This window comes from Endozoicomonas sp. PH6C, from assembly GCF_059322965.1.
In genome coordinates this window covers 3,007,018-3,030,337 of sequence record NZ_CP185342.1, presented here as the reverse complement: position 1 = coordinate 3,030,337, position 23,320 = coordinate 3,007,018, and the positions used below count along the sequence as shown (strand labels likewise).

19 protein-coding genes are annotated in these 23,320 nt (G+C 48.9%); 2 read left to right on the top strand and 17 right to left on the bottom strand.

Annotated elements, in window-relative coordinates; genetic code table 11:
- The first annotated feature begins 129 nt into the window (after positions 1-129).
- A complete protein-coding gene (gene mutS, locus ACOMG9_RS11370; RefSeq protein ID WP_448216989.1) occupies positions 130-2,736 on the top strand; it encodes a DNA mismatch repair protein MutS in 2,607 nt (868 codons plus the stop codon).
- Between the two features lie 187 nt (positions 2,737-2,923).
- Positions 2,924-3,247, top strand: a complete 324-nt coding sequence (fdxA, locus tag ACOMG9_RS11365; RefSeq protein WP_257281113.1) for a ferredoxin FdxA — start codon at positions 2,924-2,926, stop codon at positions 3,245-3,247.
- A 136-nt stretch (positions 3,248-3,383) separates the two neighbouring features.
- Here the strand turns inward: fdxA and rpoS are convergent, their stop codons facing one another.
- From rpoS to lpxB, 17 genes are all read right to left on the bottom strand, one after another.
- Positions 3,384-4,415, bottom strand: a complete 1,032-nt coding sequence (gene rpoS, locus ACOMG9_RS11360) for an RNA polymerase sigma factor RpoS (protein ID WP_448216988.1) — start codon at positions 4,413-4,415, stop codon at positions 3,384-3,386.
- Between the two features lie 100 nt (positions 4,416-4,515).
- Positions 4,516-5,301: a peptidoglycan DD-metalloendopeptidase family protein gene (locus ACOMG9_RS11355; protein WP_494530267.1), complete on the bottom strand. Its 786-nt coding sequence runs from the start codon at positions 5,299-5,301 to the stop codon at positions 4,516-4,518.
- A gap of 331 nt (positions 5,302-5,632) precedes the next feature.
- Positions 5,633-6,568, bottom strand: a complete 936-nt coding sequence (locus ACOMG9_RS11350) for a polyprenyl-phosphate transporter (RefSeq protein WP_448216987.1) — start codon at positions 6,566-6,568, stop codon at positions 5,633-5,635.
- Between the two features lie 103 nt (positions 6,569-6,671).
- Positions 6,672-7,340 (bottom strand): protein-L-isoaspartate(D-aspartate) O-methyltransferase, encoded by a 669-nt coding sequence (locus tag ACOMG9_RS11345; RefSeq protein ID WP_448216986.1) that lies wholly within the window; start codon positions 7,338-7,340, stop codon positions 6,672-6,674.
- A gap of 1 nt (position 7,341) precedes the next feature.
- Positions 7,342-8,085, bottom strand: coding sequence for a 5'/3'-nucleotidase SurE (gene surE / locus ACOMG9_RS11340; protein ID WP_448216985.1), 744 nt, complete (start codon positions 8,083-8,085; stop codon positions 7,342-7,344).
- On the bottom strand, positions 8,066-9,124 hold the full coding sequence (gene truD / locus ACOMG9_RS11335; RefSeq protein ID WP_448216984.1) for a tRNA pseudouridine(13) synthase TruD: 1,059 nt from the start codon (positions 9,122-9,124) through the stop codon (positions 8,066-8,068). The genes surE and truD overlap by 20 nt, the downstream gene beginning before the upstream one ends.
- A 34-nt stretch (positions 9,125-9,158) precedes the next feature.
- Positions 9,159-9,659 (bottom strand): 2-C-methyl-D-erythritol 2,4-cyclodiphosphate synthase, encoded by a 501-nt coding sequence (ispF, locus tag ACOMG9_RS11330; protein WP_422137104.1) that lies wholly within the window; start codon positions 9,657-9,659, stop codon positions 9,159-9,161.
- On the bottom strand, positions 9,659-10,390 hold the full coding sequence (gene ispD, locus ACOMG9_RS11325) for a 2-C-methyl-D-erythritol 4-phosphate cytidylyltransferase (RefSeq protein WP_448216983.1): 732 nt from the start codon (positions 10,388-10,390) through the stop codon (positions 9,659-9,661). The genes ispF and ispD overlap by 1 nt, the downstream gene beginning before the upstream one ends.
- Before the next feature lie 185 nt (positions 10,391-10,575).
- Positions 10,576-10,848, bottom strand: a complete 273-nt coding sequence (locus ACOMG9_RS11320) for a septum formation initiator family protein (protein ID WP_422133643.1) — start codon at positions 10,846-10,848, stop codon at positions 10,576-10,578.
- Between the two features lie 182 nt (positions 10,849-11,030).
- On the bottom strand, positions 11,031-12,323 hold the full coding sequence (gene eno / locus ACOMG9_RS11315; RefSeq protein ID WP_448216982.1) for a phosphopyruvate hydratase: 1,293 nt from the start codon (positions 12,321-12,323) through the stop codon (positions 11,031-11,033).
- A gap of 536 nt (positions 12,324-12,859) precedes the next feature.
- A complete protein-coding gene (gene kdsA / locus ACOMG9_RS11310) occupies positions 12,860-13,714 on the bottom strand; it encodes a 3-deoxy-8-phosphooctulonate synthase (protein WP_422133641.1) in 855 nt (284 codons plus the stop codon).
- Between the two features lie 8 nt (positions 13,715-13,722).
- On the bottom strand, positions 13,723-15,354 hold the full coding sequence (pyrG, locus tag ACOMG9_RS11305) for a CTP synthase (RefSeq protein WP_448216981.1): 1,632 nt from the start codon (positions 15,352-15,354) through the stop codon (positions 13,723-13,725).
- 138 nt (positions 15,355-15,492) lie between these two features.
- Entirely contained in the window at positions 15,493-16,902 is a 1,410-nt protein-coding gene (tilS, locus tag ACOMG9_RS11300) for a tRNA lysidine(34) synthetase TilS (RefSeq protein ID WP_494530266.1), read from the bottom strand.
- Positions 16,902-17,852, bottom strand: a complete 951-nt coding sequence (accA, locus tag ACOMG9_RS11295) for an acetyl-CoA carboxylase carboxyl transferase subunit alpha (RefSeq protein ID WP_422133638.1) — start codon at positions 17,850-17,852, stop codon at positions 16,902-16,904. Before accA ends, tilS begins: the two co-directional genes overlap by 1 nt.
- An 82-nt stretch (positions 17,853-17,934) precedes the next feature.
- Complete coding sequence (dnaE, locus tag ACOMG9_RS11290) at positions 17,935-21,444, bottom strand: DNA polymerase III subunit alpha (protein ID WP_494530265.1); 3,510 nt, start codon at positions 21,442-21,444, stop codon at positions 17,935-17,937.
- 68 nt (positions 21,445-21,512) lie between these two features.
- Positions 21,513-22,130, bottom strand: a complete 618-nt coding sequence (rnhB, locus tag ACOMG9_RS11285; protein WP_448216978.1) for a ribonuclease HII — start codon at positions 22,128-22,130, stop codon at positions 21,513-21,515.
- Positions 22,117-23,274 carry a lipid-A-disaccharide synthase gene (gene lpxB / locus ACOMG9_RS11280; RefSeq protein ID WP_494530264.1) on the bottom strand — a complete coding sequence of 386 codons (1,158 nt, stop codon included), beginning with the start codon at positions 23,272-23,274 and terminating at the stop codon, positions 22,117-22,119. The genes rnhB and lpxB overlap by 14 nt, the downstream gene beginning before the upstream one ends.
- Between the last annotated feature and the right edge of the window lie 46 nt (positions 23,275-23,320).

The window sequence follows — 23,320 nt, the reverse complement described above, 5'->3', positions numbered from 1 at the left end:
CATACATTCAACTGCCCGCAGCTGCCAATAGCTAAAGATAAACCATTGCTGCCATGAAAACAGCCAGCTTTTCATAGTAAAATGACAGATTGTTTGTCAGCAACCTGAATTCAAGGCTTACCCTCATCTATGAGCCAGCGCAAAGACACCCAGAGTCAGCATACACCAATGATGCAGCAATACCTGCGAATCAAACAGAAGCACCGGGAGCACCTGGTATTCTATCGCATGGGAGATTTTTACGAGCTCTTCTATGACGATGCCCGTAAAGCTGCGGAGTTATTGGATATAACCTTGACAACCCGTGGACAGTCCGCCGGTGAGCCCATTCCCATGTCAGGTATCCCTTACCATGCTGTAGAGGGTTACCTGGCTCGCCTGGTCAGACTGCGCGTTTCTGTCGCCATTTGCGAGCAAGTTGGCGACCCGGCTTCATCAAAAGGCCCTGTTGAAAGAAAAGTCGTCCGGATCCTGACCCCTGGTACAGTGAGTGACGAAGCACTGCTGGACGAACAGCAGGACAATCTTCTGACCGCACTGACCCGATCAGAAAATCGATATGGAATAGCCTCTCTGGATATCAGCAGTGGTCAATTTACAGCAGTAGAAGTCGAGGGTGAAGAAGCGCTGATGGCAGAAGTTGAGCGTATCAACCCTGCCGAAATTCTCATCAATGACAGTGTTGAATGGCCAGTCCGAATTGTTGAACGTCCGGGGACAATCAAACGCCCGCCCTGGGACTTTGATCGTGACAGCGCCTATGAAGGATTAACCCGTCAGTTTCAAACCAAAAACCTGCAAGGATTCGACTGCGAATCATTAACAGTCGGTCTGGAGGTGGCAGGCTGTCTGTTGCAATACGCCAAGGAAACACAGAGAACTGCCCTGCCCCACATTCGAAGCATCCGGCAGGAAGTTCGCGAAGAAAGCGTAGTCCTTGACGCAGCCAGCCGAAAAAACCTGGAACTAACCCAGAACCTCAATGGTGGCCGGGATCACACACTCTTGTCAGTACTTGATAAAACAGCGACCGCTATGGGCAGCCGATTACTTTCAAGATGGCTGAATCGCCCCCTGAGAAATCTTTATAAGTTACAAAAACGCCAATCCATTCTCTCAACAATAAAATCTGGCTATTACTTCGAGCAGATTCAACCCTTGCTTCGCGGCATTGGCGATATTGAGCGTATTCTTGCCAGAGTAGCATTAAAATCAGCCCGTCCAAGAGATTTGGCTCGTCTGAGAGATGCTCTAAATCAGCTGCCTGAGCTGCAATCCATTCTCAAAACGATCGACAATGAGGACATTCATAAGCTGGCTGAAGCCATCAGTGAACACCCTCAGGTTACAGATCTACTGAGCCGGGCCATTATCGAAAATCCGCCCGTCATCATCAGAGACGGCGGCGTCATTGCGGAGGGCTTTGACACAGAACTGGATGAGTTTCGTGCTCTCAGTCAGAACGCAGGCGATTATCTTGTTGAACTGGAAAAAAGAGAGAAGGAGAAAACAGGGCTACCTAGCCTGAAGGTCGGCTTTAACAGGGTTCATGGCTATTACATTGAGCTCAGCCGAAGAGAGTCTGAAGACGCTCCGGTAGACTACATACGTCGCCAGACACTGAAAAATACAGAACGTTTCATCACACCGGAATTAAAAGAGTTCGAAGATAAGGCTCTGTCCAGCAAAAGCAGAGCGCTTTCCAGGGAGAAAGCACTTTACGACGAATTACTGGTTAATCTTCTGGAAGCACTGGGCCCTCTTCAGGAAACAGCCATGAGCATCTCCGAACTGGACGTTCTGAACAACTTGTCAGAAAGAGCTGAGACTCTGAACTTCTGCCAGCCAGAACTGAGCCCGGATCCTGGCATTCATATTGAAGATGGTCGCCACCCGGTTGTCGAACAGGTGTTAACTGAGCCCTTTGTCGCCAACAATGTAGACCTGCATGCAACAAAAAGAATGCTTGTTATCACTGGTCCAAACATGGGTGGTAAATCGACCTATATGAGGCAAACGGCACTGATCGTCTTATTAGCCCACGTAGGGAGTTTTGTTCCTGCCAACCACGCAAAAATTGGTCTGGTAGACAGAATATTCACCCGAATAGGCTCATCCGATGACCTGGCCGGGGGACGATCCACGTTTATGGTGGAAATGACTGAAACAGCCAATATTCTGCATAACGCCTCAGCAAGCAGTCTGGTTTTGATGGATGAAGTGGGTCGGGGAACCAGCACATTCGATGGCTTGTCACTGGCCTGGGCCTGCGCTCATCACCTGGCCGATACCGTCAAGGCATTCACACTGTTCGCCACTCACTATTTTGAGCTGACTCAACTACCAGACGAGTGCGGCTCAGTTGCCAACGTTCATCTGAATGCTACAGAACACGACGATAAAATTGTATTTTTGCACTCGGTTCAGGATGGCCCTGCCAGCCAGAGTTACGGTTTACAAGTGGCTCAGCTAGCTGGCGTCCCGAGAAATGTAGTCTCTCAGGCGCGATCCAGGTTGCAACAATTGGAAGAAGGCTCAACTGATCAGGCTATGCGACAACCCCCAAAACAGGCCAAAAAGGGTTGTCATGAGAACCCGACTCAGGCAGATATGTTTGCAGCTTCACAACCACATCCGGCCGTCGAAGCACTCAAAGATCTCAACCCTGACAACCTGTCACCCCGTCAGGCTCTCGGGTTGCTGTACGATCTCAAGTCACTGATTGCGCAAAACTGACTATGCTCATAACTGGTTAAACTACTACCTTAGAAACAATACTGGTAGACTTGTCGCCTCGACTGGTTAGGCCTTGCGTCAAACCAGTCAGGGATATGCGATTGGAAATGTCATTCCTGATGGTGACATTTCATGAATGTATTGTGACTGACTTATCATCAGCCTGAACAAACGGAGTGTAACCATCATGACTTTCGTAGTGGGTGAAAACTGCATAAAGTGCAAATACACCGATTGCGTGGAAGTGTGTCCCGTAGATTGTTTTTACGAAGGACCCAACTTTCTGGTCATCCACCCGGACGAATGTATCGACTGCGCCCTCTGTGAGCCTGAGTGCCCAGCCAATGCGATCTTCTCCGAGGATGAGGTACCGGAAGATCAGCAGGAGTTTATTGAACTCAACGCCGTACTTGCTGACGTCTGGGATAACATTACAGAAAAAACAGATGCACTCCCCGACGCGGAAAAATGGGATGGCGTTAAAGGTAAGCTTGAACATCTGGAACGATAGAACCAAGAAGATCACTATAGGAAAAGTGTGCAGAACGACCTTGATTACTGCTTTCAATGGTTCGGGCGTTGACTCTTTCCCAAACAAAAAGCCATGACCCCAAGATCATGGCTTTTTTATTATCAAGGCACTGCTATCAGCTAAAAAGAGACTCCCCGGACAACCCCTGTTTCTCAAGGATCGAGCGCAATCGCTTAAGAGCCTCAACCTGTATTTGCCTGACTCGCTCTCTTGTCAGACCAATTTCCTTACCCACTTCTTCAAGGGTACTGGTTTCGTAGCCCCTTAAACCAAACCTTCTGGCCACCACTTCACGCTGCTTTTCAGAAAGCTCTCCCAGCCACTTGTCCAAACTGTCATTAAGATCAAGATCCTGAAGCAATTCCGCTGGATCAGACTCCTTCTCATCAGAGATGGTATCAAGGATGGACTTATCAGAATCCGGACCTAATGGGGTATCAACAGAAGTGACACGCTCATTAAGCCCCAGCATCCTTTTAACGTCATCGACTGGTTTATCCAGCAGTTGCGCAATTTCTTCCGGGGTAGGATCATGGTCCAGCTTTTGAGTCAGCTCTCGAGCCGCCCTGAGGTAAACATTGAGTTCCTTGACCACATGAATAGGCAGACGAATGGTGCGCGTCTGATTCATGATGGCCCGCTCAATTGTCTGACGAATCCACCAGGTGGCGTATGTTGAAAAACGGAACCCACGCTCAGGATCGAATTTTTCAACCGCCCTGATGAGACCCAGATTTCCTTCTTCAATAAGATCCAGTAGTGTCAGTCCACGATTCACATACCGCCTTGAGATCTTTACAACCAGGCGCAAGTTACTTTCAATCATACGACGCCTGCCCGCTTCAACACCTCGACGGGCAAGACGCGCATAATGCACCTCTTCCTCTGGTGTTAGCAGAGGTGAAAAGCCTATCTCGTTGAGGTAGAGCTGAGTGGCATCAATGGATTTATAGAAACCGTCATCATCACGACGGGCCCTACTGTAATCTGACGCGCTCGGTGTAAGTGTCTGCTGTGCAGGCTCTTTCTCTTCAACTTCTTCATTTTCATTGAGATCAGAGTCCAACACGTTATCAATTTCACTCTTTCCCTGGGTAAAATCCTCAGCAAAATTATTTTGCTCTGAGTCTTCCCTCTTTGCTGCCATAAGAGTCAGTCCTATCCGAAAGCCCCACTGTCTGTCGAACAACCAACTGAGAGTTGAGTCGACACCCGTGAGATCCCTCTACCGACACCGCAGAATGAAATCAGCGTACAGGCAGGAATCGCATCGGGTCGACCGGTTTGCCATTATGCCGAATTTCAAAATGCAGCTTAGGCTCTGTCGTTCCTGTAGAACCTATTTCGGCTATCTTCTGGCCTGCTTTAACTGAGTCTCCTTCACGCACAAGCAACTCCTTATTGTGAGCGTAAGCGCTCAGATAGCTGTTGTTATGTTTCATAATGATCAGCTTGCCATAGCCAGCGAGCTCACTACCCGCGTAAACCACCTCACCAGCGGCAGCTGCACTTACAGGCTCTCCCAATTTGCCTCTGATATCAATCCCTTTATTCAGCCCATTGCCGTTGTGGTATCCCTGTACCACTTTTCCATTGGCCGGCCAGCGCCAACTTGAAATATTGGATGATCGTTCTACCTTCACAGGCATTTTTACTGTTGTTTTTTTAACCGCAGCAGACTTGGATGAAATGGCTGTGCTCTTTATTACAGGACCTGGAGAGTGAGATACATAGCTCGAGGAAGTCAAATTGATATGTTGGCCCGGAAAGATCGTGTAAGGTGAACGTATTCCATTGACAGCAGCTAACTCTTTGTAATCTCTACTATAAAGCCAAGCTATTGAAAAAAGAGTTTCGCCGCCACGAACAATATGACTACCACTAACTACTTTGGGGGGTAACCTGAGCTCTTTAACCTGAACTGAGGAAGGGTCATGAGAACACCCTGACAGTAACAGAGTCAATACTATCCAACCGAATATTCTTGAGCAAACACTCAAATTAATTTCTTGCCCAAGACGATCACCTGTCATTGACTCTGCTCCATACTCAGCCTCCGAGGCACGTCCCACAATATAATAAATTAGGATATATTTAAATTTTCTTAATCTAAAAAAATATATCAAAAAAAGTGATAACGCCTATATCTCAGCGCAGTTTACCTACAAAGGATCATCAGTACCGAAACATTCTTTTCATATCAGCCACCTTCCAGACTGTCTGTCAGGAATGTATTTAGTTCGTGAGACCAGGACACCAACACACAATTCTGCAAAGAATCTTTAGAACAGCCGGGAGCAGCAACCAACCCTTGACAACTATTAAGAATTAATTGCTCACTTATGCAGCAAGAGAGCCCAATAGTTAATTTTCAGTAAAACGATTACTGAATTTCTCAAGCAGAACAACCAGCAAAATACCTGAGAACATTAAAGTAATGGATGGCAACAGGTAAGCCGACTGACCAGAAAGCGCTTCATACGTCCAGGGAGAAATATTTCTTTCCAGGAAAGGAACTTCCTGCCCCGAACTGTTTATTCTCGTTTCCAGGGTTTCTTTCCACGGCCATACTTTTCCCAAGGCACCGAGCATCAGCCCTGTCAGATAAGACAGAGTCAGATCACGATGCTGCTTTAACAACCAGGAGAGGATATGAGAAAATGTCAGCAACCCGACAATGCATCCAGATCCAAAAATCACCAGCACCAGAATATCCAGATCTTTCACGGCAGCCAAAACAGCAGGGTATAATCCCATCAATAACAGGATAAAACTGCCAGAAATGCCCGGCAAAATCATCGCAGAAATAGCAATGCAACCAGCAAAGAACAACATCAGATAAGAAGGAGTCAGAGATGTAGGCGTCAGCGTCCCGATAAAATAGGAGACACCACAGCCAAGCATAAGAAGTATCATAGAAGCGACAGTCCAATGCTTTATCTGTTTTAGCATATGAACCCCTGAAATCAATATCAGACCAAAGAGGAAAGACCATATGAGTTCCGGGTAACTTTCCAGCAGGTACGTAATAAGATGCGAAAAACTCACTATACTAATCAACACACCGCCAAACAGCAGAACCAGAAAACTCCCATCTATATGCTTCCAGCATTCAGCAACCCCTCCGGATTTGAGCTTGACCAGCAAACCGGGATTGATACTCTTCAAAGCATTTAACAGACGATCATAGACACCAGTGATAAAAGCAATAGTACCTCCTGAAACCCCGGGAACAACATCGGCAGCCCCCATCGCCACCCCCTTGAGCAGAATACCCAGACTTTCTTTCATCTTTGACATAATCCAACCTGTCTTATTCTGTAATGCATAAATCAGCAAGAGACCCGTTTATCTTTTAAGAGCGACCCGACTGGTTTTCATTCTTGAGATACAAAGGAGTGTATTACTTCTGAATCCCATCCAGTAATGGCACAAACCGCACAGCTTCAAGCATTTCTTTCTTGAAGGTATCTCCCTGACGGGTGATCCGCAATAAATCCTGAACACTGCGACCTCCAACAGGAATGATGAGACGACCATTATCTTCGGACAACTGCTGTAATAGCTCTTCAGGTATCTGATCCGGGGCAGCTGTCACAATGATTCCATCAAAGGGGCTCATGACTGACCAACCCATACCACCGTCGCTAAGTTTAAACTGAGCATTGTGAATAGAAAGTGCTTTAAGCAATTTCTTCGCTCGTTCATGGAGGGGTTTGATACGCTCAACGGAGTATATTTTTTTTACCAGCGGCGATAGGACCGCTGTCTGGTAACCGGAACCCGTGCCTATTTCAAGTACTCTGTTGAGTGGACCTGCTGCCATGAGAGCCTCTGTCATTCTGGCCACAATATACGGCTGCGACAGTGTCTGCCCGAAACCAATAGGCAAGGCAGTATCTTCATAAGCTCTGTGGGATAGCGCTTCGTCCACAAACAGATGTCTCGGTGTATTTCGAATGACCTCCAGAACCTCGACAGAGTCAATCCCCTGATCTGAAAGTCGATGGATAAGACGCTCCCGGGTTCTCCGGGAGGTCATTCCTATACCATGAATATCAACCTCTTTCATATCATCTGCCCAGCCATTCACTGAGCGCAGAGAGCGTTGCATGATGAGTCTGGTCGTACTGAAGGGGTGTTACTGAGACTAAACCTTCAGCAATTGCATGGAAATCAGTACCCTCACCCGCGTCCTGTTCTTTACCAACAGGAGCAATCCAATAGACATGCTTTCCCCTGGGGTCCAATACTTTAACAGGTTTTTCAGGCCTTTCCCTGTGCCCCAAACGAGTCACTGCCAGCCCCTGGAGCTTTTCATAAGGCCTATCGGGCACATTAACATTTAAAATGGTTCCTTCTGGCAGAGATAATTGCTCAAGTCTGGGGATCAATTCTCTGACCACCCTTCCTGCTGTGATGAAGTCTTGTTCACTTTTGCCACAGGCAGACACAGCAATGGCAGGTAAGCCCATGAAACGACCTTCCATAGCAGCACCTACTGTCCCTGAATAAAGAACATCATCACCCAGGTTGGGGCCATGATTGATGCCTGAAACAACAATATCCGGCTCTTGTTCCAACAGCGCATTGACCGCCAAATGAACGCAATCAGCCGGAGTTCCATCAACACTGTTGAAACCATTGGAATGCTCAGTCACCCTCAGGGGACGACCCAGGGTCAATGAACTGCTCAAGCCCGAACTGTTCCTATCAGGAGCAAAGACAATTCTCTCACCCAGGCCATCGAGCGAACTGTACAGGGTGGATAACCCAGTAGCTAAAACACCATCATCGTTACTGAGCAGTATTCTCACCGAAACATCCTTCTATACATTCTAAAGCTTCCCTCAATACTGCTGTTGCAAAACAGCCTTTTGGAAGAGAAAATTCAAGTTGAACACAATCATCTGATAACCATTTCCAGCTCATGGCTGCAGGTATCAGACGGATGGCCCTTCTCTCCTGCTTTATACCTGCCTGCTCCAAACCTTCACACAACAACAGGTTGCGTGCAGAAATCTCTTCTTCCATCTTTCTGCAATCCGATCCTGAAAGCAACTCCCCTCGACCCCAGAGAGGCGCGGTCAATGAGACTTCTCCCGATTCAATTCTTGTCATCAGGTTCTGGTCATGGTCCCGCAGAATTAAACTACCACTGTCCTGAAAACCGGGTACATCTCCTTCAAGGTAGCGGGTCCAGTTGTGCTGACTGACACGTTCAGAAACGACCTGATTAAATATCCAGGAACGTGCTGCAGACAAATACATTGCGCGTTTGTTTCTGTGAGCCTTGAAACTGTCGGTAAACATCAGCAATGCCCGATCAACATTAGCGCCCTCATGACCAAAGCGTTGCTCTCCAAAATAGTTGGGCACACCTCGACCGGCGATCAACTTCAAGCGTTCTTCCAGCAGCACCTGCGGCACATTTACATGCCTTAAAGTGATGATAAAGTGATTACCTTTCAATGCTCCGGTCTTGAGCTTTTTACCATGTCGGGTCGCGGCAATTATAAGCAAAGATTCGCTATTCAGCTGCGACCATTCCGGGGAGTCCTGCCCGGGCAGCCAGACACTAAACCACTGACGTGTAACACCATGGCGATCCTTTCGTCCTGCATAGCTGACTGCAGAGCGTTTTACACCAGCGAATCTGGAAAGCCGCCCTGCTACCCAATCGGTATTTTCTCCGGTTTTCTGAACATTGATATAGGCATGCTCCCCTTCACCTTCCGGAAGAAAGGGCAGCTCTTCTTCAACGATGAAATCCTCAGGCAGAGACTTGAAAGCGCACTGCCCCAGTGGACCACCCCAGCAATAAGACCAGGATGGTGTGTAAGAAATTTGATTCATTAAACAATAATCTTTCGGGTATAGCGCAAACGGATCAACAAAAAAGGCCTTTGCTATGAGTCAGAAGCACCACCGCATGAACTGCTATACCTTCTTTTCTCCCGGTATAGCCCAACTTCTCAGTTGTCGTTGCTTTTACATTGACAGCTTCAGTTTCGATCTGAAGATCTCTGGAGATATTTTCTTTCATGGCAGGAATATAAGCAGCCATTTTTGGTGTCTGGGCAACAATAGTGCTGTCGACGTTGACTACCTGGTAGCCATTCTCATGAATCAATGTCACCACATGCTTGAGAAGCTGTCGGCTGTCGATTCCCTTATACCTTGGATCTGTATCCGGAAAATGCTGACCGATATCACCCAGAGCAGCCGCTCCCAGTAATGCATCACAAACGGCATGAAGGAGAACATCGCCATCAGAATGGGCTAAAAGCTTATGGCTGTGTTCAATAGTGACCCCGCCCAGCACAATGCTGGCATCAGCCGCCACTTCATCGGAAAAGCGGTGCACATCAAAACCGTGACCAATTCGCATCATACTGTCTCAATCAGTTTATCTTGCTGTTGAATGTAGAGGGCTGCAAGTGTCAAATCAGCGCTACGGGTCACCTTGATATTATCGCTGTGCCCTTCGATCATCAGCGGCTTGAATCCAGCGTATTCAATAGCACTGGCTTCATCCGTGACGGGCATTCCGTCATCCAGCGCTTTTTTGAGTGCATCGTAAAGCAGCTTCATTCTAAACATCTGCGGGGTCAGGGCATGCCAAAGCTCATCCCGATCCACGGTCTCAGTCACTTCGCCAGAAGAAGAAGTGCGCTTCATAGTATCTCTGACAGGCATTCCCAACAAACCGCCGGTGGCGTGGCCAGCTAACTGTTTCACAAGCCACTCCAGATCGGAATGACGAATACAAGGTCTGGCCACATCATGCACCATCACCCAATCCTCGGCATCTGCCAACTCGGACAAAGCTTTCAGCCCATTCAAGACGGAATGGTAACGCTCATCCCCTCCCTGCACCAACATAATTCGCGAATCCCGCAACATCTCAATATTTTTGTAGTACTCATCTTCAGCACCAATCACAACAATCAGTTTCTCCAACACAGAAAAACCCAGCAGACGTTCAAGGGTGTGTTCTATTAAGGTGCGACCATGAATCTCAAGATACTGCTTGGGGATTGTACTCTGCATTCTACGCCCCACTCCAGCGGCAGGAACAATTGCCCAAAAACGGGGCTCAAGAGGGGTACTCGTACTCACATTGTCACCTACGAAAGGTCATAAGGAACCTTTTGCAAACAGAATATGTTTCAGTCTGTTATAAATCTGAAACGCCACTTAAATAGCCGATCAGGAACCTCCCCCGATCTATAAAATAGCTGCAATGATGAGCGTTGTGGAATTTTTTGCCCGGTATTGAGCCAGTATTAAAGTAGCTGGAACACTCAGTCATATATCAGATAAAACGTTTCATCTTTCTTGATCATCCCCAAATCAAGACGTGCGTGCTCTTCCAGGGTTTGCAAACCGTTTTGCAGCTCAATAACTTCGGTAGCGAGCAAGCGGTTTCGCCGATACAAGCGCTCGTTTTCCCGCTCCTGCTGCTCAATCTGTTTTTTGATCGCTACCATTTCGGCCACACTTCCCTCTCCCGTCCAGAGTTGAATCTGAAGGACCAACAGCGCCAGAAGAAGTAATGTATGCACCAGCTTTAGCATCTGAATCTCTCATTGTTTCAGCCATTGAGTCTATCAAAGCCTGTAAAATGTGCCCACGATGAAAACAGAAAAAACTAGAATACCCGAAAAGTGATCATAAAAATAAAAGCAAAGGCTCGTTACACAGAACAAAGGGAGACATTAAAAGCCTCCCTTTATTGACGCGCTAATCAAACAACCTGTCAGGCACGCTTGAATTCAGCGAGACCACGATATGGAGCTTTTGTACCCAGCTCTTCTTCAATACGGAGCAGCTGGTTGTACTTGGAAATACGGTCAGAACGGCACAGAGAACCGGTCTTGATCTGACCTGCAGCAGTTCCCACAGCCAGATCTGCAATAGTAGCGTCTTCTGTTTCACCGGAACGGTGAGAGATCACCGCAGTGTATCCAGCATCTTTGGCCATCTTGATAGCCTCCAGCGTTTCAGTCAGGGAACCGATCTGGTTGAACTTGATCAGGATAGAGTTAGCGATACCTTTCTCAATACCTTCCTTGAGAATCCTGGTATTGGTTACAAACAGGTCATCACCAACAATCTGGATCTTGTCGCCCAGAATTTCAGTCTGATATTTGAAACCGTCCCAATCAGACTCGTCCAGACCATCCTCGATAGAGATAATCGGGTACTCTTCACAAAGATTGGCCAGGTAGTCAGAAAACTCATTGGAAGAGAAAATTTTGCCTTCACCCTTCATATTATATTGGCCGTCAACATAGAATTCTGATGCCGCACAGTCCATCGCCAAAGTAATATCAGTACCCAGCTTGTAGCCAGCTGCTTCAACTGCTTCTTTAATGACAGCCAGCGCGTCAGCATTAGAAGCGAGATTGGGCGCGAAACCACCTTCATCACCTACCGCAGTATTCAAGCCTTTGGCAGACAGAACTTTCTTCAGGGCATGAAATACCTCAGCACCCATGCGCAAACCTTCAGCAAAAGTCCTGGCAGCGACTGGCTGGATCATGAACTCCTGAATATCGACGTTGTTGTCAGCGTGCTCACCACCGTTGAGAATGTTCATCATAGGAACCGGCATGGTGAACTGGCCAGAAGTGCCGTTCAGGTCAGCAATATGCTGGTAGAGAGGTATTTTCTTATCTGCAGCAGCGGCTTTTGCTGCGGCCAGGGATACTGCAAGAATGGCATTGGCGCCCAGAACACTCTTGTTCTCGGTACCATCCAGCTCAATCATGGCCGCATCCAGTCCACGCTGATCAGTGGCATCACGCCCCAGCAGAGCTTCACGGATAGGTCCATTGATGTTGCCCACAGCCTTCAGGACCCCCTTACCCAGGTAGCGAGATTTGTCTCCATCACGCAGCTCCAGAGCTTCACGGGAACCGGTAGAGGCTCCGGATGGTGCAGCAGCACGCCCCATGGCACCCGATTCCAGAATGACATCGGCTTCTACGGTTGGGTTACCGCGAGAATCCATGATTTCGCGGCCTTTGATTTCAACAATTTTTGCCATAATAGCTTTCTCTCTACACAAATGCCGATAGACGATGAAAAGTACGTTGCTTCACTCTTGTTGCACAGAAAGACAAAAATACTTTTCACAACACCATGTCTATGAAGGGAAATATACCTGACCTGACCGGGCAGTGAGGAATCTTACTGTAGACCGATGAAGTCTGAGATCCAGATCTTCCCAACCCAACCATCTCAGCCCGATTAGATAATAATACTGATTCAATTTTCCAGTGCCATTATCCAATTGGACTGTTTTTAGCTTCCCAGACGCTGCAGTGCGGACACTATACCAACTCCCGGCGGGTTATCAACTATTGCACACAGCAACACCGAAGGCGCAAAGATTAAACTTGAATTCAATGGAAGCCCTTGATATCACAGTGATGAAAAACGGATAACAATGAGCGAATGAAGCTTGATAAAAAAACGAACCCCAGCCTCTTAAAGACAGAACCCTTTGCCGCCATCAAAGAGATTATTTTTGACAAAAAAAACCGCCGGAATTCGGCGGTTTTCTTACATCGAACGGAACACTCAATGGGTATCCAGCTCGGGCATTGACTTAACAAGATCGTCAATAGCCTTCACCTGTACCAGAAAGCCTTCCAACTGAGAGAGACGCAGCGCTGAGGGACCATCACAACGAGCTGCATCCGGATCAGGATGGGCTTCCAGGAAAAGACCTGCCAAACGGGTCGACATACCGGCCAGAGACAGCTCAGTCACCTGATGACGACGACCGCCGGAAGCCGCTCCCATTGGATCTCTGCACTGTAGTGCATGTGTTGCATCAAAAATAACGGGAGACTGGCCACTCACCTCTTTCATGGTACGAAAGCCCAGCATATCAACCACCAGGTTGTCGTAACCATAAGAAGATCCACGTTCACAGAGAATAACCTGCTCATTGCCCGCCTCAGCAAACTTGTCGACAATATTACCCATCTGCGAAGGACTCAGAAACTGAGGCTTCTTGATGTTGATCACAGCACCGGTTTTGGCCATGGCAAACACGAGATCGGTTTGACGCGCCAGAAAAGCTGGCAACTGAATAACATCAACCACTTCAGCTACCGGTTGGCACTGATAAACTTCATGAACATCGGTGATCAACGGCATTCCGAACGTCTCCTTCAGCTCCTGAAAGATCTTCAGACCTTCTTCCATGCCCGGCCCACGATAAGAGTGGATGGAAGAACGGTTCGCCTTGTCAAAGGAAGCCTTGAAAATATAAGGAATACCCAGCTTCTCTGTAACAGCAACATAGTGCTCTGCTATTTTCATAGCCATGTCACGAGACTCGAGCACATTCATGCCACCAAACAGCACGAACGGCTTGTCGTTAGCTACCTGAAGAGAGCCTACAGAGACTGCTTTCTGTTCAGACATACGCGCCCTTAATCCTGTTTAGCCTGATAGTTTAAAGCCGCTTCAATGAATGACTTGAAGAGCGGATGCCCATCCCTCGGCGTAGAAGTAAACTCGGGATGAAACTGGCAGGCCACAAACCAGGGGTGCTCCTTGACTTCTACCATTTCAACCAGAGCATTGTCTTCAGAGCGCCCGGAAATAACCAGACCAGCATCCTGGAGCGTTTCGAGGTAATTGTTATTGACCTCATAACGATGACGGTGCCGCTCAATAATAATGTCTTTAGCGTAAGCAGAGTGAGCCTGTGTACCAGAGATGAGGTTACACTTCTGGGCCCCCAACCTCATAGTTCCCCCCAGATCGGACGCTTCGGTGCGAGTTTCTAAAGCACCATCGGAAGCCAACCACTCAGTAATCAGACCTATCACCGGATGCTCGGAGTTTTGATCAAACTCTGAGCTGTTGGCTCCTTCCAGACCTGCCTTGTTACGAGCGTATTCAATAACAGCGACCTGCATACCCAGACAGATACCCAAATAGGGAATCTTCTTCTCACGAGCATGACGAACCGCCTGAACCTTGCCTTCCACACCACGGTGACCAAATCCACCAGGCACCAGAATCGCACTGACACCTTCCAGACGACTCAGTCCCTCCTGCTCAAGCAGTTCGGAATCAACATAACGGATATTGATCTTGGTACGGGTTTTCAATCCGGCATGGCGAACCGCTTCAATCAGGGATTTATAAGCATCCAGAAGCTCCATATATTTGCCCACCATGGCAATAGTCACTTCCTTTTGCGGGTGGGTGTCACGATCCACAACATCTGCCCACTCAGACAAATCTGCAGCCGGAGCATCCAAACCAAACTTGTCGACAACAATCTGGTCCAGTCCCTGCTCATGGAGCATCTGGGGAATGCGGTAGATAGTATCTGCATCTTCCAGAGAGATAACCGCACGCTCTTCAACGTTAGTAAACAGGGAGATCTTGCGACGGGCAGAGGCTTCAATAAACTGTTCGCTTCGGCAAACCAGAATGTCTGGCTGAAGACCAATGGATCGTAGCTCTTTAACAGAGTGTTGGGTAGGCTTGGTCTTGGTTTCGCCCGCAGTCTTGATAAAGGGCACCAGGGTCAGGTGCATCAGCAAAGCACGGGAAGAACCCAGCTCAACTTTCAACTGGCGAATCGCTTCCAGGAATGGCTGAGACTCAATGTCACCCACAGTACCACCAATTTCAACCATAGCTATATCTGCGTCACCAGCCCCCTGAACAACGCGACGTTTGATTTCATCGGTAATGTGGGGAATAACCTGAACCGTACCGCCCAGATAATCACCACGACGTTCTTTACGAAGAACGTCCTGATAGACTCGACCCGTGGTAAAGTTGTTGCCCTGCTTCATGGTGGTGCGCACAAAACGCTCATAATGGCCCAGGTCGAGGTCGGTCTCCGCACCATCTTCAGTAACAAACACTTCACCATGTTGGAACGGGCTCATGGTGCCAGGATCAACGTTGATATAAGGATCCAGTTTGAGCATCGTCACCTTAAGACCGCGTGCCTCAAGGATAGCTGCGAGGGAAGCTGAAGCGATGCCTTTGCCCAATGAGGAAACAACACCACCCGTGACGAAAATATAACGCGTCATTGTTATCTGCTGACTCTTAAATGCGGGAAAAAAATGAATACTCAAGATGGGAGATCAGGATACCAAAATCGCTGCTAAACGTAAAACACATACTGAGAAAATGCCTAGAAAGTTTGGTTTAAGTCCTGCTGACCAGACTCAGACATCGGGACACCAGGACAGACATCTGCCAGCGCCCGGCTCACAGGCGAACGTGTCTGTGACAAAAACCCCCGGTAACGCCACCAGCTGATCCCCATAAAAAACAAATGGAACAGACTCCCTGACCCAAGGGGGAACTTTGTAGTCCTGCAACCAACGTTTGATCGTCTTACGGCCGTCACGACCTTTCACAGCGACTTTTAGCCCCGCAGGCAGCTCAGAACGAAACAATATACGCAATGCCGTTTCCGGGAGCCGGACATCCCCTCCCTCTTCCAGCGCTAAACGCCCCCCCGAAAAAGGCAGCTTGATGACTTGCTCCGCACGCCACTGCCAGTCAAAACCTTCTCTCTCAATAGGCTCAGGTTTACGAAGCAGCACCAGCTTTCCTGCAAAGCGGCGTAACTGAAAAGCACCTATTAAGACAACAGGCTCAGCATCCTCTGCCGCTTCAATCAAATCTGTGAACAGAGCGTTCAGTCGGATTCTGTCTGGCATTTGGACCTGATGAGAGGCCAGCCAATAGCGAACCACTCTCCGGGCTGCAAGACCATTAATAAGCTTGAGCGCCTCCAGATCTAAAACGCTGCGTTCACCCCAAAGTCGGGATGGCGGTGCTTGAATAATCGGCCGGGCATAGTGCTCTGTTTGCTCAAGGAGCATCTGATTTAGTTCAGAAACATCCTCGGAAAACTGTGCCAGCCGGGCTGCAACACCTGGCCAGACGGCCTCAATCTGCGGCATTAGATTTAGCCTCAGGAAATTACGCCGAAACCTCTGATCTTGATTGGATTCATCTTCGACAAAAGCCAAACCATAATTTTCTGCATAGTTTTCAATGGTTTGCCTGGAAGTATTAAGCAGAGGTCTTAGTAATATCCCACCACCTAACTGTCTTGAAGCAGGCATACCGGCCACACCATCCAACCCGCTGCCTCGCAGCAATCGAAAAAGCACTGTTTCCGCCTGATCATCCTGATGATGACCCATCAACAGACAACCACCATCAGGCAGACGGTCTTCAAAAACGGCATAGCGTGCTTCACGGCCCTGTCGTTCAATATCCGAGGATGACTCAATAGCAACTTTGACCACCTCCAGAGGAACCTGCCATTGTTCACAGAGGGACAGGCAATGCTCCGCCCATGAGTCGGCGTTCTCACTGAGCCCGTGATGAATATGAACTGCCGAGAGAGACTTAATCTTCCCCTGTTCACGAAGAGACACCGATAAATGAAGAAGAACGGTAGAATCCAATCCACCGCTAAACGCCACTAAAACTGGCTTCCCTGCAATGCCTCTGATTTGCTCAGAAAGATGCTCTGTTAAGGAGAAAAATCTTTCGTCACTGGATGAAATGAAAGACTTTTTCAATCGTCGATTCTTTTCGAAAGGCTGATCCGCCATCAGACAGCGCCGTAATCCCTGATGCGCTGGTAACGACTTTCTATCAATTCATCAGCGGCCATTGTCTCCAGCTTCCGGAGTTCCTCCTCCAGGGCAACACCCAGTGTAGAAGCCATCACTTCTGGCTGACTGTGAGCACCACCCAGAGGCTCCATGACCAGACGATCAATGAGCCCCAACTCCATCAGCCGGGATGCAGTTACACCCATGGCTTCTGCGGCTGTGGAAGCATATTCAGACTTTTTCCAGAGAATCGATGCACAGCCCTCCGGAGAGATCACCGAGTAGATGGAGTTCTGCAACATCAGCAGCTGGTCACAGACACCAATAGCCAGCGCGCCACCGGAGCCCCCCTCTCCGATAACAGTAGAGATAATGGGCACTTTCAGGCGAGACATAACGGCCAGATTGTAGGCAATGGCCTCACTCTGTCCACGCTCTTCCGCGCCAATGCCCGGATAAGCACCCGGCGTGTCGATAAAAGTCATGATGGGCATTTTGAAGCGCTCGGCCATCTCCATGAGCCGACAGGCCTTCCGGTAGCCTTCGGGCTTGGGCATACCAAAATTACGAAGCACTTTGTCCTTGATTTCACGGCCTTTCTGATGACCCATGACCATCACCGGACGACCATTGAATCGGGCAATGCCACCGATAATTGAAGGATCATCTGCAAAGTGACGATCACCATGCAGCTCATCAAACTCGGTAAAGAGATGTTGAATATAATCCAGAGTGTAAGGACGACGCGGATGTCTTGAAAGCTGAACTACCTGCCAGGCAGACAGATCAGAAAAAATCTGCTCAGTCAGGGTCTTGCACTTTTCTTGCAGGCGGCTGACTTCATCAGTAATGTTCAGTTCGGCATCGGTGCCAACCAGTCTTAGCTCTTCGATCTTGGCTTCCAACTCAGCAATCGGCTGTTCAAAATCCAGATAATTCGGGTTCATAGATTCCACTTCAAGAGTTCCGCATCAGCTGAAAAATACGTAAAAGCGATCAATATGTCGAGTTAATAAGAGTAAGCGTCTGTTACTGATACTCTACTTTGGCGGACTCTTTGCCCAGCCATTGCCTTAAACCCATCACCAGGTCATCACTGGGACTAACATTCCATTTTTCGCCCAGCTGGATACTGGCCGAAGCATCGTCACGGGTGTAGTTGACCTGCACCGGGAGCTGACCCGGATGCTGTCCGAGCAAGCCGGACATTTTGGCATGAAACGCATTGTCCACCTGCCCACTGCTTAAATCCACCAGCAGCCTGCGGGCATAGTAACTTCGGGCATCAATCAGGTTGAGAGCTTTCTTGGCTCTGACCTTGAGGCTACCAGAGTAATCATCAAAGCTGACCTCCCCTTCAAAGACAATCACCGTATCCATCTTGATGAGCGCCTGACACTGCTCAAAAACATCGGCAAAGATCGATACTTCGATTCGGCCAGTACGATCATCCAATGTCACAAAACACATTTTGTCGCCGCGTTTGTTATTCATGGTCCTCATGGCCACCACCAGGCCTGCTATGTTTTGACTTTCGCCTCTGGCTGGCTGAAGGTCCCGGATACGGTTGCGAATAAAGTGTTTGATCTCCTGCTCATATTCATCAATGGGATGACCGGTCAGGTACAGACCCAGAGTGTCTTTTTCGCCACTCAGCCGAACTTTATCGGCCCACTCTTCGACATTGCCGTACTTATCGTAGACATCCTCTTCACCGGCGGGCACCAGTGCACCGAACAGATCACCATGGCCAGAGTCAAAACTCTTGGCGGCCTGGTCTGCCGCTTTCATGGCTTCAGATTGGCTGGACTCCAACACCGCGCGGTTAAAATTGTATCGGGCCTTTTTACCCGGTGCAGGCCCCAGCAGATCAAGGGCACCGGAACGAGTCAAAGCCTCCAGAACCCGTTTATTGATACTCTTGGCATCAACACGTTCACAAAAATCAAAGAGGTCCTTGAATGGACCGCCTGAGTTTCTGGCTTCAACAATGGATTCGATAGGCCCCTCACCAACGCCCTTGATGGCACCCAGACCATAAACAATATGCCCGTCGTCATTCACGCCAAACATATAGTCACCACTGTTTACATCCGGTGGCAGCAGCGTAAGTTCCATTTCCCGACACTCTTCAATAAACGTCACAACCTTGTCGGTATTCTGCATATCGGAACTCATGACCGCCGCCATAAATTCTGCCGGGTAATGGGCTTTCAGCCAAAGCGTCTGATAAGAGACCAGGGCATAGGCAGCTGAGTGAGATTTGTTAAAGCCGTAACCGGCAAATTTCTCCACAAGGTCGAAGATTTTCATCGCCAGCTCGCCATCAATCCCCTGTTTGATAGCCCCTTCTTCAAAGACTGCTCTCTGCTTGGCCATCTCTTCGGGTTTTTTCTTACCCATGGCTCGACGAAGCATATCCGCACCACCCAGGGTATAACCTGCCAGCACCTGAGCGATCTGCATGACCTGCTCCTGATACAGGATGATGCCATAGGTAGGCTGCAGAATCGGCTGAAGCCACTCGTGCTGATATTGAGCATCCGGATAGGACAACTCTTCCCGGCCATGCTTACGATTAATGAAGTTATCTACCATGCCCGATTGCAGAGGCCCCGGGCGAAAAAGGGCCACGAGAGCGATGATATCCTCAAAACAATCGGGCTGAAGACGCTTGATCAGATCCTTCATGCCCCGGGACTCAAGCTGGAAAACCGCAGTGGTCTCAGCCCGCTTGAGCATGTCGTAGGAGAACTTGTCCTCCAGATCGATCATCATGATGTCAAGCTCATCCTCGCCACGTTGCTGGCGGCGGGGGTTGATCATTTTCAACGCCCAGTCAATGATGGTCAGAGTTCTCAGCCCCAGAAAGTCAAACTTCACCAGACCGGCAGACTCAACATCATTTTTATCAAACTGGGTAACAACACCGCCACCGGCTTCATCACAGTAAAGCGGTGCAAAATCGGTCAGTTTGGTCGGTGCTATGACGACACCGCCAGCGTGCTTACCGACATTGCGGGTAACCCCTTCAAGTTTGAGCGCCATATCCCAGATTTCCTTGCCATCTTCATCGATATCAAGAAAATCCCTGATAGTAGCTTCCTGCTCGTAAGCTTTACCGAGGGTCATACCGATCTCGAAGGGAATCATTTTCGAGAGCCGGTCTGCAAGACCGTAGGACTTGCCCTGGACCCTGGCTACATCCCTGACCACCGCCTTAGCAGCCATGGTACCGAAAGTAATGATCTGGGAGACCGCATCACGACCATAGGTTCTGGCGACATAGTCAATCACCCTGTCTCTGCCATCCATACAGAAGTCGACATCGAAGTCAGGCATGGACACCCGCTCCGGATTCAGGAATCGCTCGAACAGCAGGTCATACTGAATAGGGTCAAGGTCGGTAATTTTTTGCGCGTAGGCCACCAGTGAACCAGCACCGGAACCACGCCCCGGCCCGACCGGTATGCCGTTACTTTTAGACCACTGGATAAAATCCATTACGATCAGGAAATAGCCCGGAAATCCCATCTGGAGAATAATATCCAGTTCGAAATCGAGACGATCCCGATACACTTTTTCTTTACTGACATAGTCAGAATCAGCAGGGTCCAGAATAGTTTGCAAACGTTCAGTCAAACCATCATGGGAAAACTTCCTGAAAAAGGCATCCATCGTCATCCCCTCAGGGATGGGAAATTCTGGCAGAAAGTACTCGCCCAGATGCACATAAACCGAGCAGCGCCGGGCAATTTCCACTGAATTTTCAAGCGCTTCAGGGATATCGGAGAAGAGTTTACACATCTCTTCTTCCGTTTTCAGATACTGCTCTTCGCTGTATCTTTTGACCCTGCGCGGGTCGTCCAGGGTTGAACTTTCACCGATACACACCCGGGCTTCGTGGGCTTCGAAGTCTTCTTTATTGATGAACATGACATCGTTGGTGGCCACTACCGGGCAATCGTATTTTTCAGCCAGCGCGACGGAGCCATGCAGGCAATCCTCATCACCCGCTCGGGATGTTCTGTGCAGCTCAAGATAGTAACGCCCCGGAAAAGCTTCCATCCATTCAGTCAAAAGCTCACCCGCCAGCGCTTCATTGCCATTAAGAATGGCCTGACCTACATCCCCTTCTCTGGCACCTGATAGCGCTATCAGGCCTTCAGATTTTTCCTGAATCCATTCTCTTTTAACAATGGCTTTGCCATGCTGCTGATTCTCCAGAAAGGACCGGGAAATCAGCTCTGTGAGGTTTCTATAGCCCTTCTCATTCATAGAAAGCAATACAAGTCTCACAGGCTCAAGAGCCGGATCAGAATGCGTAACCCATAAGTCAGCGCCACTGATCGGTTTAATACCCGCCCCCTGGGCACTGTTATAAAACTTTACCAGCGAGCAAAGGTTCGACTGATCAGTAACGGCCACCGCAGGAAAACCCAGCTCTCCGGCTGCCTTAATCAGTGGCTTGATGCGAACCAGGCCATCGCTCAGGGAAAATTCTGTATGAAGTCTCAGATGTATGAAACGTGCAGGCATGAGAGAAGGTAGACCGATTGATGGTGATTTTTAATTCTAACAACGGAGCCATGTTAACTGCCAGCTCGTTATAACCCCGATGCCTCCAATGCATCACGGACAGGCTTGAACGAACGACGATGGATAGGCGTCGCTCCAAGCTTTTTCAGGGCATCCATATGAACTCTGGTTGGATAACCTTTGTGACCGGCAATCCCGTAACCGGGATAGTGCTTCTCCAACTCAACCATTTCACGATCACGTGTTACTTTTGCCAGAATAGAAGCTGCCCCAATCTCCGGAACAGAACCATCACCTTTCACCACAGCCTCAGCAGGACAGGGCAGATCAGGACAACGATTACCATCGATCAGGGCCAGTTCCGGCTTCACTGAAAGGCCTGCAACCGCTCTCTGCATGGCCAGCATAGTGGCATGAAGAATATTCAGTTCATCGATCTCATGAACTTCAGCCCTGCCGATGGACCAGGCCAGTGCTTTCTCTTTGATTTCTTTAAAGAGCGCATCACGTTTCTTTTCAGACAGTTTCTTGGAATCATTAAGCCCGGCTATGGGATTATCAGGGTCCAGAATGACAGCGGCGGTCACCACCGGACCGCAGAGTGGGCCCCGACCCACCTCGTCGACACCACAAACCTGTGTAACGGTCTCGGGGACAGCAAAAAAACCCAGCTCATTTTGTTGCATCGTATTTTCCTACTACCGACATCACCGCATCATAGGCCAGAGCACTGGCATCACGTTTGAGGGTTTTATGAATCGCTGTAAATTCCTGAACCAGATGACTTCGCCACTCCTGATCGTCTAATGCCCTGGCCATGGCTTCATGAAGCTTTTCAGAGGTCGCTTCGTCTTGCAGCAGCTCAGGTACACAGGGCTCGCTCGCCAACAAATTCGGCAGGCCAACATGTTCAACTTTTACCAAACGGCAGAGAATCGCAAAACTCAGTGACGCCATTCGATAGCTGATCACCATAGGCCTCTTATGTAAAGCTGCCTCCAGAGTAGCCGTTCCTGAAGCGATCAAAATCGCATTGGCTGCCGCCATCATCTCAGAAGTTTTACCGACGGCAACCGTGACATTCAGATCTGGAAAATCTTCCAGCATGGGTAGCAACTGCAACTTTCTCTTTTCATTGGCACAGGGAATGACGAACCGAATATCGGGATGGTCTTTCTTTAGCAGGCGCGCAGTGTTTAAAAAAAGCTCCCCCAAACGGGATACTTCAGCTTTTCGACTGCCCGGCAATAAGGCGACCACAAGCCCTTCTTCATCCATTCCCAGTGAGCGCCGAGCTGCAACCGCGTCCGGCTCCCAGGCCACTTGATCGGCCAGCGGATGACCAACAAAAGTGACCGGAACCCCATGCCCCTGATAGTAATCTGCCTCAAACGGGAGAAGCGCGAGCATATGATCAACGGCACACCGAATTTTCTTCAATCGGCCTTCTCGCCATGCCCAAACCTGAGGACTTACATAATGAACTGTAGGTATCTCATTGGATTTAAGGTACTTTTCCAAAGCCAGGTTAAAGTCAGGCGCATCAATCCCGATAAAAACGTCTGGTTTTTCTGCCATGAAAGTTTCTTTCAGCTGCTTGCGAATACCTAATAGCTCTCTCAGCCGCCCCAGCACCTCAACAAGCCCCATTACTGAAAGCCTCTCCATGGGGAAAAGACTCTCAAACCCTTCAGCGATCATCATTGGACCACCAATCCCATAGCATCGGGCATCGGGGTGATGGCATTTGATCTTTCTGATCAGCGCTGCTCCCAGCAGATCACCCGAGGCCTCCCCGGCCACCAGAGCAAATGACAGTGTTCTGGACATTCCTATTTACCGTGAAAAATATGTGGCTGGCAGGGAAAGACTGACT